This is a genomic window from Micromonospora sp. PTRAS2 (assembly GCF_054052245.1).
Window position 1 is genome coordinate 77,041 of the sequence record NZ_JBSWBU010000014.1, and the last position, 14,162, is coordinate 91,202.

The 14,162-nt window shown below is 69.7% G+C and carries 10 protein-coding genes and 1 pseudogene; 4 read left to right on the top strand and 7 right to left on the bottom strand.

Annotated elements, in window-relative coordinates; all coding sequences use genetic code 11:
* Window positions 1–10: 10 nt before the first annotated feature.
* The 5 genes from ACVMYR_RS28825 to ACVMYR_RS28845 form a co-directional block, all read right to left on the bottom strand.
* A complete protein-coding gene (locus ACVMYR_RS28825; RefSeq protein WP_457123301.1) occupies window positions 11–1,231 on the bottom strand; it encodes an AMP-binding protein in 1,221 nt (406 codons plus the stop codon).
* A gap of 77 nt (window positions 1,232–1,308) precedes the next feature.
* On the bottom strand, window positions 1,309–2,796 hold the full coding sequence (locus ACVMYR_RS28830; protein WP_457123302.1) for an FAD-dependent monooxygenase: 1,488 nt from the start codon (window positions 2,794–2,796) through the stop codon (window positions 1,309–1,311).
* 29 nt (window positions 2,797–2,825) lie between these two features.
* Window positions 2,826–3,965, bottom strand: a complete 1,140-nt coding sequence (locus ACVMYR_RS28835) for a nucleotide disphospho-sugar-binding domain-containing protein (RefSeq protein ID WP_457123303.1) — start codon at window positions 3,963–3,965, stop codon at window positions 2,826–2,828.
* A 46-nt stretch (window positions 3,966–4,011) separates the two neighbouring features.
* Window positions 4,012–5,055 (bottom strand): methyltransferase, encoded by a 1,044-nt coding sequence (locus ACVMYR_RS28840; protein WP_457123304.1) that lies wholly within the window; start codon window positions 5,053–5,055, stop codon window positions 4,012–4,014.
* Between the two features lie 78 nt (window positions 5,056–5,133).
* On the bottom strand, window positions 5,134–6,159 hold the full coding sequence (locus ACVMYR_RS28845) for a methyltransferase (protein ID WP_457123305.1): 1,026 nt from the start codon (window positions 6,157–6,159) through the stop codon (window positions 5,134–5,136).
* Between the two features lie 654 nt (window positions 6,160–6,813).
* On the opposite strand from ACVMYR_RS28845, the gene ACVMYR_RS28850 reads away from it, so the two are divergent.
* Complete coding sequence (locus ACVMYR_RS28850) at window positions 6,814–7,707, top strand: AfsR/SARP family transcriptional regulator (RefSeq protein ID WP_457123306.1); 894 nt, start codon at window positions 6,814–6,816, stop codon at window positions 7,705–7,707.
* A 24-nt stretch (window positions 7,708–7,731) separates the two neighbouring features.
* On the opposite strand, the gene rfbB is transcribed toward ACVMYR_RS28850, so the two are convergent.
* On the bottom strand, window positions 7,732–8,700 hold the full coding sequence (gene rfbB / locus ACVMYR_RS28855; protein ID WP_457123307.1) for a dTDP-glucose 4,6-dehydratase: 969 nt from the start codon (window positions 8,698–8,700) through the stop codon (window positions 7,732–7,734).
* Window positions 8,697–9,764: a glucose-1-phosphate thymidylyltransferase gene (locus ACVMYR_RS28860; protein ID WP_457123308.1), complete on the bottom strand. Its 1,068-nt coding sequence runs from the start codon at window positions 9,762–9,764 to the stop codon at window positions 8,697–8,699. Before ACVMYR_RS28860 ends, rfbB begins: the two co-directional genes overlap by 4 nt.
* 182 nt (window positions 9,765–9,946) lie before the next feature.
* Here ACVMYR_RS28860 and ACVMYR_RS28865 point away from each other — a divergent pair, with 182 nt between their 5' ends.
* From ACVMYR_RS28865 to ACVMYR_RS28875, 3 genes and pseudogenes are all read left to right on the top strand, one after another.
* Window positions 9,947–11,215 (top strand): beta-ketoacyl-[acyl-carrier-protein] synthase family protein, encoded by a 1,269-nt coding sequence (locus ACVMYR_RS28865; protein WP_457123309.1) that lies wholly within the window; start codon window positions 9,947–9,949, stop codon window positions 11,213–11,215.
* On the top strand, window positions 11,212–12,423 hold the full coding sequence (locus tag ACVMYR_RS28870) for a ketosynthase chain-length factor (RefSeq protein ID WP_457123310.1): 1,212 nt from the start codon (window positions 11,212–11,214) through the stop codon (window positions 12,421–12,423). The genes ACVMYR_RS28865 and ACVMYR_RS28870 overlap by 4 nt, the downstream gene beginning before the upstream one ends.
* A 135-nt stretch (window positions 12,424–12,558) precedes the next feature.
* Window positions 12,559–14,091: pseudogene (locus ACVMYR_RS28875) on the top strand (ISL3 family transposase).
* Window positions 14,092–14,162 lie beyond the last annotated feature (71 nt).

The following is a 14,162-nucleotide window of genomic DNA, read 5'->3' on the forward strand; positions in this document are numbered from 1 at the left end:
TGTCCGCGGGTCAGAGCGCGGACAGGTACAGCAGTCCTTCGTCGTCGATCCGGCCGTGGTCACCGGTCCGGAACCAGCCGTCGCGCGCCAGCGGCCGCGGGGCTGCGCCGGTCCAGTACCCGGTCGCTAGGTGCCCGGCCCGCACCCATACCTCTCCGACACGCCCGTCCGGCGCGTCCCTAATCTCTATCTCCACCCCGGGCAGCGCCCGACCCGCCGAGTGCAGCAGCCGCTCATCGCCGCCCGCGGCCCGCCGGTGGTCGTCCTGCGACAGCAGCGTGATGCCCGAGACGATCTCACTGGTCTGATAGTTCTGTGCCAGCACCGGGCCCAGCCGCCGCAGAGCGAGCCGCAGGTCGTCCGCGCGGATCGGCCCGTTGCCGTACGGGACGTAGCGCAGGCTGCTTATGTCGTAACGGGTGATGGCCGGCCCGGACACCCAGCGGGCGAGCTGGTCCGCGCGCAGGTAGACGCTCTTGGGACGGACTCGCTCCACCGCCGCGGACAGCTGCTCAGGCTCGAAGCCGGGCAGCAGCACGACTGTGCAGCCGACCTGCATCATCATCAGCGCCACCTCGCCGCCGGTACGCAGCACTGAGTCGGCCACGAGCACCTTGACGCCCTCGGGGAAGTCCGGCAGCGCGCCGCCCGAGGGCTCCCACACTGCCCCGAGGCGGTGGAAGGGATAGCACGCGCCGCGCGGGCGGACCACCGCCCGGGCCGAGTAGGACACGAGCGCGATGTCGTCTTCGCCGGCGGCCGGTGCCACCGGCTCGGCCGACCGCGTCGCCGCCGCCCGCAACAGATCTCTGCCTTCCACGGCGTCGCCGAGGGTGAGCACGGGTGCGATGCCGCGGGCGGCGTGCGAGGCCGCCCGGCACCCCTGGCGCGGGTCGACCACCACGAGTCGCGGCTGGGCGTCCAGCAGCACGGCGCGGTAGGCGGCACTGCCTACGCCGGGCCGGGCCGGCACGGTGACGAGCCGGCAGCCGAGCAGATGGCAGGCCAAGCGCAGGGCGAAGGCCTCGCTGCGGTTCCCGCAGATCACGGCGACCCCGTCGCCCGGACCCAGGCCCCCGTCCAGCAGTACCCGGCAGAACCGGTAGGCTTCGTCGCGAAGTGCGCCGAAGGTGACCGTCTGGTCGCCTTCGCACACCGCGACGCGGTCCTGCCACTTGTCGAAGGCGTCGAGCAACCGCCGGGGATAGACCGCTGGTGCGCTGATCATCATCTGTCCTCCGTCGAGGAGAGAAACGGGAGGCCGCGCCACCGGTGTGGTTCGCGGCCTCCCGCAGTGGGATGGGGGCATCAGGTGCCGGATGGTGGCCCGAACCACCGGGCCAGCGAGGCGCGCAACCCGGCCGGGGCCTCCTTCCCGCCGTCGTCTGCCCAGGCGACGTAGCCGTCGGGACGGACAAGGACGACGTCGGGCGCGGGCCGGTCGGTGGTGGCGTGCACGATCGGCACCCGGTCTCGCCACGGCGCCGCGACCCCGGTCAGATCCGTACGCCCGGCCAGGTCGAGCAGCACCGGACGCCCGTCGTGCAGCAACGTGGATACCCGGGTCGTGCCCTCGGAGGTCTTGAGGTCGAGGTCCGGCACGAACCGGCCGGCCCAGGTGGGATCACCCCCGTCGTCCATCTCGTACCGGGTGTCCAGGGCGTTGATCATTTCGGTGAGGTGGCGGTTGGCCTCCGGGACCAGGAGCAGCTCCTCGAAGAGCGTGCGCAGGGCGTCGATGTGCTGCTGGTCGGGGTTCATCAGAGCCAGCTGGGCCCGGGTGTTCATGCCGATGCGTACCGCCACCGGCCGCCGCTCGTCGTGGTAGGTGTCCAGCAGCGACTCTGGTGCCTCGCCGCGCACCACCGCACCCAGCTTCCAGCCGAGGTTGAGCGCGTCCTGCAGCCCGCAGCTGAGCCCCTGGCCCCCGATCGGGAAGTGGATGTGCGCGGCGTCGCCGGCCAGCAGCACCCGCCCGGAGCGGTACTGCGCTGCCTGCCGGGTCATGTCGCTGAACCGGGACATCCATTGCACCGGCTCCTGCAGCGGCAGCTCTTCGCCGTAGACCCGCGCCACCGCCGAGCGCAGCTCCGGAAGCGTTACCGGCTCCTCCCGCGCCGGCGCCTCCCGGTCGTACTCGACGATCACGACCCGCCCGATGCCCCCCTCGGGCGGGAAGTTCAGGACGACGATGCCACGTGGTGTCCGCATCCAGCGGCGGGGCACGTTCTCGACCGGCAGGCTCACATAGCCGATGAGCGCGGCGACCTTGGCGTCGACCCCGGGAAAGTCGATGCCGGCGAGGCGGCGGACCGTGCTGCGGCCACCGTCACACCCGACCACGTAGGGCGCGGTGGCCTCGTAGCTGCCGTCCGGTGCGGTGACCGTGACAGTGGCGCTGTCCTCCCGCCGGCTCAGCCCGCGCACGCGATGGCCGCGCCGGATGTCCGCGCCTAGCTCGACCGCCCGGGCGTGCAGCAGCCGCTCCGTGCGCGACTGCGGGACGAGCAGGCTGAACTGATGACGGCTGTCAACCAGCGCGTGGTCGAGACCGTGGGTGAAGATGCCGGCGAAGGGCAGGCCGCGGGAGACTCCCATGCCCTGCTCGAAGGTCTCCAAGAGCCCGCGGATGGCCAGGCACTCGACCGACCGGGTGTGCAGGACGCCGGCCCGATCCTGCCCGGCCGGCTCGAGGAGCTGGTCCAGGACCAGGGTGCGGACGCCGGCCAGGCGCAGCTCGCAGGCCAGTAACAGCCCCACGGGACCGCTGCCGACGATGATGACGTCATGTTCCATGTGTGGATCCGTTTCTCTCACGCGCCTGGTCAGCTCACGGGGCTGGGTTGCCGGTGCCGCGACGCGAGCGCCACGACGTCGTGGATCGCCTCGGCGGGTGTCGGCGTGGCCAGGATCTCCGCGCGCAGATCCTGGGCGGCCGAGCGGCGCGCGGGGTCGGCCAGCACCGCGCTGACGGCGGTGCGGACGCTCTCCGGGTCGGCCGCGTCGCTCGGCACCGAGACGGCGGCTCCCGTCTTGAGAAGCAGGCCGGTGTTGAGATGCTGCTCGAACATCTGCGGGATGACGATCTGCGGGATACCGGCCCGGGCGGCGGTGAGCATGGTCGTCGCTCCGCCATGATGCACGATGGCCGCGCAGGTGGGCAGCAGGACGTGCAGCGGCAGCCCGCCGACCACGTGGACACCGGCCCGCTCATCCGGCGCCAGCCCGAGGTCGTCCCGGGTAACGGCGACGACGATGTCGACGTCGAGCCCGGTCAGGGCACGGACCACGTCCGGCAGCTTGAACATGTCGTGCTCGTCGTCGGCTGCCGACATGAACGTCCCCCAGCTGACACACACCCGAGGCCGCGTACGGTCCGCCCAGATCCAGTCCGGGAGCACCGCTGCGCCGTTGTAGGGCACGTACTGCATTGGTACGCAGGGATCGGCGCCGGCTATCCGCAGGCTCGGCGGCGACGGGTCGATCACGGGCGCGGCAAATCGGTCGGGCACTTCCGCGCTGTAGCGGCGGCAGGTCGCGTCGAGCCGTTCGCGCACGAGGTGGGCCAGCCAGATGCCGGGATCAGTGGCGTACAGGTCCGGTCCCCAGGCGTGCCGCACGATTGGGGTGCCGGTCACGGCCGCCGCCGGGGCGGCCGCGAATGCCACGGGGTCCCGTACGATCAGGTCTGGCTGCCAGGCCTGTACCGTGCCGACCAGGTCGTCGACCATGATCTCGGCGTTGCGGTGGAACAGGTCCACCACGGCGTCGCGGCGCTTGTAGGTGGTCAGACCGCTGGTCCGGTCAACCAGGGCACGGTGCTGAGCGGCGAAGTCGACCGCAGGCCCGACGATGACTGCGTTGAGCCCGGACCCGGTGACGACGTCTTGGACGTGCGGCTGGCAGGCCACCCGGACGTCGTGCCCGGCGGTATGGAATGCCCATGCCGTCGGCACCATGAACATGTAGTGGGACGGCCACGCGGCCGTGGCGAACAGGACACGCATGTCGTCAGCGCGGCTTGCCGGCGATCAATACGCGGTCGCTGGTCAGCGTGTGCAGCCGCCTGATCTCGACGCTGGTGTACCCGGCGTCGCGCACATAGGCGGAAGCCTCGCCGACTGTGTATTCCGACCCGCCGTCGCGGATGATGCCGCAGTTGAGGCTCTGCAGCAGGCTGTCGGCGTCACGCCGGTCGTCGTCGAGCATCGCGTCGTAGATCATCAGGGCGCCGCCGGGGTTTACCGCGTCGAACGTGCGCGCCACGAGCCGCCGGCGGGCCTCGGCGGGCCAGTCGTGCAGGACGTGACCGATGATCATCACATCGGTACGTGGCAGGGGATCGTCGAAGAAGTCGCCCCCGCTGAAGGAGATCTGTTCCGCCGTGCCGGTGGCGACCATGTGCTCGTCGAACAGTGGGCGCAGCCCGGGCAGGTCGAACACGACACCGCACAGGTGCGGGTGCTTGCGGATCAAGCTGGCCAGGACGTTACCCCGGGCCCCGCCGATGTCCGACACGCTGGTCCAGCCGTTCCAGTCCACTGCTTCCCCGAGCCCGGCGGCGACGAAGCTGTTGAAGGTGTCCATGTGGTCCATCAGCCGGCGGGCTCGGTCGAGGTCGGTGTAGTGCCGGGAGAAGCCGTGCCGCCCGGCGACGTCGAGACCGGAGGTGGCCTTGCCGTCGCGCAGGGCTTCGGTCAGCTTGCCCCAGGCGTGGAAGTGCAGGCGGGAGTGCTGCGCGATGCTGCCGCCCAGGTAGTCGGGATGGGTCGGCACCAGGTACCGGGAGCTGAGCTCGGAGTTGCAGTACCGCCCGTCCTCGCGCTCGAGCAGGCCCAGGCCCACCAGTGCGTCGAGGAAGTCGGTGCTCAGCCGCGAGGCGAGCCGGAGCCGGTCGAAGATCTCGCTGGCGGTGGCCGGCCCGCTCGCGAGTAGTCCGAACAGGTCCAGTTCCACGGCGCTCTGCAGGACCTTGGCCTTGAAGTACGCGGTGTTGAGCCGGAGCAGCGACTGCGCGTCGGTGACGGGGTCGAGATGGGTTTCACTGGTGAGCATGGAGATCTCCTGTCTGGCGGATGGTGTCCTGTACAAGGTGTCTGGCTCGTCTCGCGGCTGGGTCGACCTGCGCTCAAGTCAGGCCCGGCGGGCGGCGATGACGCGCAGGGGGTTGTGCGGGAGCTCCATGACGCGCGGCTCCTTTAGGCCCAGGCCGGTGAACAGGTCGCGGTACGCCGCCGCGGTGTGGACCTCGCCCTGCCGGGTCCAGCCGAGCATCAGCACGGAAAAGAGGTGCGGGATCGGGTCCTCGGCGGGGGGCCGATCGTCGGTCGCGACGGCCACGACCACGACGAGTCCGCCGGGCCGGACGGTGTCGCGAAGCCGTCGCAGCAGGTCCTGGGCCGTGCCGGGGGAGAAGTGGTGCAGCACGTTGGTGATCAGGGCGACGTCGTATGGGCCGTCGAGCTCGGTGGTGAACATGTCGCCCGGCAGCAGCCGGGTCCGTCCGGTCAGACCTCGCGCGGCCGCGTTGCGCTCGGTGATCGTCAGCACGCTCGGCCAGTCCAGTAGCGTTACCTGGGCCCGCGGCAACCGGGCGGCTAACGTGAGCCCGTAAAGCCCGTGCCCGCAGGCGGTGTCGAGCACGCGCAGGTCGCGATCGCCGAGCTCGGCGGCGATATGGTCGGCAACGAGGTCCGCCACCGGCTGGGTGTTCCGGGTGCCGGCGTTCGCAAAGCTCTGCCAGTAGGGGAAGTCGGGGGTCTCCGCGTTCTCGTCCAGGACCGTGCCGCCCTTGCGCACGGCTTGGGCGAGGCGCTGCAGGGCGGCCCACTCGGGCGTGCTGCTGGCCAGGTGCACAGCATCGCCGAAATAGCCCGGGCGGCCCGGCACGAGCAGGTCCGCCGCTGGCGCGGTCAGGTGGTAACGCTCGGCGGTGCGCTCGACCAGGCCGATCGCGGCGAGTGCGTCGAGCAGAATCCGGGTGCCGCGCGGATCCGCACCGATCCGCACGGCGACGCTGGCGCTGTCGTGCGTCCCCGTGGCCAGTGCGGCGAAGACGTCCAGTTCAACGGCGGCGCGCAGAATCGCGGTCTTGCGAACAGCCGTCATCCACCCCAGTAGTTGTTGACGGTTGATGTTCTCCCGGGCGCTGGTATCCATTGTTCCTCCTGTCCTCGGCGATGCTTCGCGATCGACGATTCAAGCGCGGCGTCGAGGGCGGCTCGAATAGCGCTGGAGGGCGACGGGCGGGGGCGTCGGCACTTACGGACCGTCCGTAAGAGTGCACGTGCCAACTCGGCTCGGCGTTATGTCCGTTAAAAGGTTTAAGGGCGTGACAAGATAGAATCCGATGCCTTAATAGACGAGTACTTCGCATCACCCGTAACTATCGCAAAGTGTGCTAATGGGGCAGTCCGGAGGGTCGCCATCTCAAGTCTCGGTCGAGCCGAGATCTCGCGGGGCGTGGACTTTTCGCAACTGTTCCATCACTTAAAGTGAGCATCTTGCGTCGTGCGACGGTCGACATCCGCTTCGGTGGCCATCCGAAGGTGCTGGTGGCGCGGTCGGCGCTTGGGTGGATGATGATCAATCCAAAGCATTGCTGCACTTACACACTGTGCTGGACTGGGAGGGTTCTGCCGGGTATTTCCGCTACTCCTGGTTGCTCCTCTACGGAGGTCAGGCTTAAGCTCGCCTCAGTCCGTTCGGAAAGTATATTGAAGCGAAAGGAAGGCTCCTTCGGTTCGGTAGGGGCCAATCCGTGAAATGCGGATTAGGTATTCCTATACTTCATTGCGAGAAAACGGGGATTTGATGAAGGTCCGAATTCTTGGCCAGATGCTTCTCACTGAGGGTGACCGGTCTGCCCAGATCAGTGCCGCCAAACCGCGCAAGGTGCTCGCTCTGCTGCTGCTCAACGCGAACCGGGTCGTCCCAGTCTCGGCGCTGATGACCGAGCTATGGGACACCGCCCCGCCCGGAAGCGCCATGACGACCCTGCAGACCTACGTTCTGCAGATCCGCAAGTCGCTCGCGTGTCTGTTGCAGCGCAGCGGGGCCGAGGTCGGCCGCGACGTGCTCATCACCCGCAACGGCGGATACATGCTCAAGCTGCCGCACGGCAGCCTCGATCTGCACGAGTTCGAGCGGCTCAGCGCCGAGGGCAGGCACGCCGCGGTCGCGGATGAGGACTGCCGAGCGGCGGTCCTGCTCACCCGGGCCCTCGCCCTCTGGCAGGGGCCCGCCCTGGTGGACGTCAAGGCCGGGCCACTGATCGAGGTGGAGGTGCGTCGGCTTGAGGAGAGCAAGCTGACCGTGCTGCAGCAGCGCATCGACGTGGAGCTGCGGCTCAACCACCATCAGGAGGTGCTCAGCGAGCTGACCGCGCTCGCCTTTCAGCACCCCCTGCACGAGAACCTGAACGCCCAGTACATGCTCGCCCTGCACCGGGCGGGCCGCCGCACCGATGCGCTCGGGGTATTCCAGCGCCTGCGCCGCACCCTGGTCGAGGAGCTCGGTCTCGAGCCATCCGTCCGCTTGCAGCGCCTGCACCAGTTCATCCTCTCGTCAGATCCGATGCTGGAAGAGCCGATTCGTGGCGACGGCATGCTCCTCGACCGGTTCGCCGGCATCGATTCCACCGTGGGCGCCATGCGTGCGTCCACCTTGTCCCCGCTGCGCCGCAACGAGCCGGTGCGGGCGTTCTGAGCCGCGCACCGGCACCGTCCTTCGTCATCCAACGGCGGCGAATTCCTCCCACCACCACCGGTTCGCTCTGTACCACCGCACTGTCGCGGTGAGTCCCTCCTGGAGCCCGGTGGCCCTCGAAAAACCCAGCTCGGTGTGGAGCTTCGTGTCGTCGACCGAGTATCGCCAGTCGTGGCCGGCCCGGTCGGCGACGCGGGCGACGCGCTCCCACCCAGCTTCGCACAGCCGCAGCAGCTGCTCAGTGAGCTGCAAGTTGGACAGCTGATCCCCGCCGATGTTGTAGATCTCCCCGGCCCGGCCGCCGGTGAGGACGGACTGCACCGCACGGCAGTGGTCGTCGACGTGGATCCATTCCCGCTGGTTCGTGCCGTCGCCGTAGAGCGGCACGTCGCGACCGTCGAGCAGATGCGTCACGAACAGTGGCACCACCTTCTCGAGGAACTGGTAGGGGCCGTAGTTGTTGCAGCACCGGGTGATCGAGACGGGCAGCCCGTGACTGCGGTGGTAGGCCCGGGCGATCAGGTCCGAGCTCGCCTTGGAGGCCGAGTACGGCGAATTGGGCTCCAGCGGCGACGACTCCGTCCAGCTGCCCTCGGCGACGGAGCCGTAGACCTCGTCGGTGGAGACATGCACGACCCTGGGAACGCAGGCGGCCCGGCACGCGTCCAGCAGCCGCTCGGTGCCGACCACGTTGGTCAGCATGAAGGCGCCAGCGTCCCGTAGGGAACGGTCGACATGAGACTCGGCCGCGAAGTGCACCACCGCGTCGTGGCCGGGCACCACGAGCGCCAGCAGGTTGCGGTCGCAGATGTCGCCGCGGACGAAGGTCAGACGCGGGTGCTCGGCGGGCAGGTTGCGCAGGTTGCCGGCGTACGTCAGCTTGTCGAGAACGGTCACCTCGGCGTGCTCAAAGCCGGGGTAGCGGCCGGCGAGCAGGCTGCGCACGTAGTGCGAGCCGATGAACCCGGCACCGCCGGTCACCAGGATCTTCATGCCGTCACCTCCACGGTGGTGTGGTCGCCGAGCACCATGCGGTGCGTCCCCTGCGCCGGCTGGGCCAGGGTGACCTGCGCGGAGCGTCCGATGACCGAGTCGCGGATGCCTCGCACCGACTGGATCGACACGTCGTCGAGCACTATGGAGCCGGAAATCGAGCAGTCGCCTAGATCGCAGCGCTGACCGAGGGACGTGCCGGGACCGATGCTGCTGCGGGTGATCCGGCTCGAGGCGCCGATGATCAGCGGCCCACGCAGGTAGGAGTCGGTGACCACCGCCCCGGGCCCGATCACGACCGGGCCCTCGATCGTCGACGCCGCGTCGACCGAGCCCGAGATGCTCGTGCCGAGGCCGCGCAGCAGCAGATCATTGCACTCCAGCAGGTCGTCCACCCGGCCGGTGTCCTTCCAATGCCCAGTGAATACGCTGACCCCGACCTCCCGCCCCTCGGCCACCAGCCACGAGATGGCGTCCGTGATCTCCCACTCGTTTCGGGCGCTCGGCGAGATCTGCCGCACGGCGTTATGCACGGCCGGGGAGAAGAAGTAGATGCCCATCAGCGCCAGGTCGCTGCACGGATCAGCGGGCTTCTCCTGCAGTTGCACCGCCCGGCCGCGCGAGTCCGTCGCGACGACGCCGTACTCGGCGGGATTGCTCACCCGGGTGGCGACCAGTTGCGCGGCCGGCCGGCGCTGCCGGAACTCGGCCGCCGGGGCCTGCAGGTCGCCGACGACGACATTGTCGCCGAGCACCATCACGAAGTCCTCGTCGCCCAGGAAATCGCGCGCAATGAACACGCAATGGGCGAGTCCGAACGGTGCCTCCTGGGTGATGTAGGTGAGCTCGAGGCCGAGCGCCGACCCGTCGCCGAGGGCCTCCTCGATCTCCCGCGCCCAGTCGCCGACGATGATGCCCACCTCGACGACGCCCAGTTCACGGATGGTCTCCAGGCAATGGTGCAGAATCGGTCGACCGGCGACCGGGACAAGCTGTTTCGGCATCGCATGTGTCAGCGGGCGTAGGCGGGTGCCCATTCCTCCGGCGAGAACCAGTGCCCTCATGCCGTTCTCCTGTCAGTTGTCCACGTTGCTTGCGCCTTTTGTATGCGGCGCCGCCTGTCTTCAGGTGGAGTTCGGCTCGAATACGAAGGTCCAGCCAGTTTCGAGTGCCGTTCCAGGAAGGCGTGCCATGGTGGCCGCAGCGTTGGCCGACCGCCAGCGCACACACACCCTGAGAGGACACCATGACCCGACGTGTGGTCATCACCGGCATCGGAGTCGTCGCGCCGGGCGGCATCGGCGTCAAGGCTTTCTGGGACCTGCTGACCTCCGGGCGTACCGCCACCCGGGCCATCACCTTCTTCGACGCGGCGCCGTTCCGGTCGCGGATCGCCGCGGAGTGCGACTTCGACGCCGAGGCTGCCGGGCTGACCCCACGCCAGATCCGCCGCATGGACCGGGCGGCCCAACTGACCGTCGCCGCCACGACCGAGGCGGTGGCCGACTCCGGGATCGCCTGGGACGGGCTGGATCCCAGCCGGGTCGGCGTCAGCATCGGCAGCGCGGTTGGTGCCACGACGAGCCTGGAGCGCGAGTACGCCGTCGTGAGCGACTCGGGCCGGCAGTGGCAAGTGGACCCAGCTTACATCATGCCTCACCTCTACGACTACCTGGTGCCGTCGTCGTTCGCCGTCGAGGTCGCCCATCACGTCGGCGCGGAGGGCCCGGCCGCCGTTATCTCCACGGGCTGCACGTCGGGCCTCGACGCCGTGGCGCACGCCGTCGAGATTATCCGGGACGGCGGCGCGGACGTGATGATCGCCGGGGCCGGCGACGCGCCCATCTCCCCGATCACCGTGGCCTGCTTCGACGCCATCAAGGCGACGACACCGCGCAACGACGAGCCAGCGACCGCCTCCCGGCCCTTCGACGCCAGCCGCAACGGATTCGTCCTCGGCGAGGGCTCGGCGGTCTTCGTGCTTGAGGAGCTCGACGCGGCCCGGGTCCGCGGGGCCCATATGTACGCCGAGGTCAGCGGCTTCGCGTCGCGGTGCAACGCGTTCCACATGACAGGGCTGCGGGCGGACGGGGCGGAGATGGCGCTGGCCATCGAGGGCGCCCTCGGCGAGGCGCGGCTCGACGCGGACGCCGTAGACTACGTCAACGCGCATGGCTCGGGCACCAAGCAGAACGACCGGCACGAGACCGCCGCGGTCAAGCGGGCCCTTGGCGAGCACGCGTACCTGGTGCCCATGAGCTCCATCAAGTCCATGGTCGGCCACTCGCTCGGCGCCATCGGCTCCATCGAGATCGCCGCGAGCGCGCTGGCAATCAGGCACGGCGTGGTCCCCCCGACGGCGAACCTGTACGAGCCCGACCCTGAGTGCGACCTGGACTACGTACCGCGCGAGGCCCGCGACCGCCGCCTCGACGTGGTCCTCAGCGTCGGCAGTGGGTTCGGCGGCTTCCAGAGCGCGATGGTGCTCACCCGGCCCGGACGGAACGAGCGGTGAACCGGGTCGTCATCACGGGCATGGGCGCCATCGCGCCCAACGCCGTCGACGCGCCGGGATACTGGAAGGCGAGCCTGGACGGGCTTAACGGCATCGGGCGCCTCGAGCGTTTCGATCCGGCGCGCTACCCGGCCCGGTTGGCCGGGGAGATCCGTGACTTCGACCCGCAGGCCCACCTGCCGAACAGGCTGCTGACCCAGACTGACCACGTCACCCGGCTGTCGCTGGCCGTGGCCGCACAGGCGGTCGCCGACGGCGCGGTCACGGCGGAGGACTACGACAGCGCCCGGGCCGGCGTCGTCACCGCGAGCACCGCCGGGGGCTTCGAGTTCGGTCAGCGCGAGCTGCAGAAGCTGTGGAGCCTCGGCGGGGAACACGTCAGCGCGTACCAGTCGTTCGCCTGGTTTTATGCCGTCAACACCGGCCAGATCTCGATCCGGCACGGCATGCGGGGCTCCAGCGGGGTGCTGGTCGCCGATCACGCCGGTGGGCTCGACGCGCTGGGGGAGGCCCGGCGGCGGCTGAGGCGCGACAGCGCGATGGTGGTCGCGGGGGCCGTGGACGGCTCGCTGTGCCCGTGGGGGTGGGCCGGTCAGCTGGCCTCCGGTCAGCTGAGCACCGCGGAGGACCCCACGACGGCGTACCTGCCGTTCGACCGGCGGGCCGGGGGCTGGGTGCCGGGCGAGGGCGGGGCGCTGCTGGTCCTAGAGCACGAGGACCGGGCCCGGGCCCGGCGGGCCCCGGCGATCCACGGGGTCCTGTCCGGCTACGCCGCTACGTTCGACCCGCCCGCCGGGCGGGGCCGGCCGCCGACGTTGCGGCGTGCGGTCGAGGCCGCCTTGGACGACGCCGGGCTCGCGCCGTCGGACATCGGCGTGGTGTTCGCCGACGCGGCGGGGGTCCCCGCCGCCGACGAGGTGGAGGCCTCGGCCCTCCGCGCTGTCTTTGGCCCCGGAGGCGTGCCGGTCACAGCGCCCAAGACACTGACCGGCCGACTCGGCGCCGGAGCTGGCCCGCTCGATGTCGTCGCCGCCCTCTACGCACTGCGGGAACAGTGCGTCCCCCCGACTGCCCACGTCCGGGCCCGGCCCGATTACGACCTAGACCTAGTCACCGGTGTGGCCCGGCCGGTGCTGATGCGGCACGCGCTGATCCTGGCGCGGGGCATCGGCGGCTTCAACGCCGCCGTGGTGCTCTCCGCCGCCTGACCGCACGACACGAGTCTGCCTCTCGCCCGCACGTGAGGGGGCCGGCTCGTGGCGAGAGGGACTGCGTAGGTGCTTGTTTTCGGCTCTGTCTAACATTCGGTGGTGACGGAAGGTAGTTGATGTCGTTGAGACCGTGTGTGCGAGATTGATGATCTTTCGAGGGTGGCGTTCTCGGGGCTGTCTCCGCTGGTGATCGACGACGTGACGGATGAGGGCGAGCGGATCCTGGTGTGGGCTCGGACTCCGCAGAGGCCGGTGGCGTGTCCGGGCTGCAGGGCGTTGTCGGGTCGAGTGCACGGGTATCACCAGCGGACTCTCGCGGACGTGCCGGTCGATGCACGGCCGGTGGTGCTCCGGGTACGTATACGTCGTCTGGTGTGCCCGACCCGGGGCTGTCGTCGCACGTTCCGGGAACAACTGCCCGGGGTGCTGAGCCGCTACCAGCGCCGCACGCCTCGGCTGGTCTCCCAGGTGGGTGTAGTGGTGCGGCAGGTGGCCGGCCGTACTGGCGCGCGGGTGTTGTCGGCGCTGGCGGTGATCGTGTCCCGGCACACCGCCCTGCGGGCGCTGTTGCGCATTCCGCTGCCCGAGCGGCGGGTGCCCCGGGTGCTCGGGGTGGACGACTTCGGCCCTGTGCCGGCGTCGCCGTTACGCCACCGTCCTGATCGACGCGGTCACCCGTCAGCGCGTCGACGTGCTGCCCGACCGCAAGGCCCACACGTTGCAGACGTGGCTGCGGGAGCATCCCGGTGTCGAGGTGGTGTGCCGGGCTCCTCTGGCGCCTACGCCGAGGCGATCCGCCGCGCCCTGCCCGCAGCGGTGCAGGTCGCCGACCGCTGGCATCTGTGGCACAACCTCGCCGAGGCCGTCCGCAAAGAAGTCACCGCCCACAGCACGTGCTGGGCCACCGCCGGCCTACCGCCACAGGAAGGCATCCGGGCCGTGACCACCCGGCAGCGGTGGCAGCAGGTCCACGACCTGCTCGACAAAGGCGTCGGCCTTCTCGAATGCGCCCGCCGGCTCCACCTTGGCCTCAACACCATCAAACGCTACGCCCGCATCAGCGAACCGCAACGCCTCGTCCGGGCACCCCAGTACCGACCCACCCTCGTCGACCCCTACCGCGACCACCTACGCCGACGCCGCCAACAAGACCCCACCGTCGGCGCCACCCAACTCCTGGCCGAGATCAGGGAACTGGGCTATACCGGCAGCCTGAACCTGCTCTACCGCTACATCACCCAAGGCCGGGTCGAAGCCGACCGCCCAGCTCTGTCGCCCAGGCGTCTGACCCGCTACCTCCTGACCAGACCCGACCAGCTCACAGAGCATCAGCGGACGCTTGTCGACGCTCTCACCCGTGCCTGCCCGCAGATGACCGCGCTGGCCGGCTTCATCGGCTCGTTCGCCGCGCTACTCACCCCCACAGCCGGCAACGACGACCGTCTCACCGAGTGGATCGCCGCGGTGAAGGCCAGGGACCTGCCCTACCTGCACACGTTCACCTGCGGCCTCGGCCTCGACCGCGACGCCGTCAACGCCGCCCTGACCCACCCGATCCACAACGGCGGCACCGAAGGCGTCAACACCAAGACCAAACTGATCAAACGACAGATGTACGGACGTGCGGGCTTCACCCTCCTACGACACCGGATCCTGCTCGGCTAACCACCACCCTCCGTCACCACCGAATGTGAGACAGAGCCGAATGTTGTGAGACAGAGCCGAAAACTACGCAG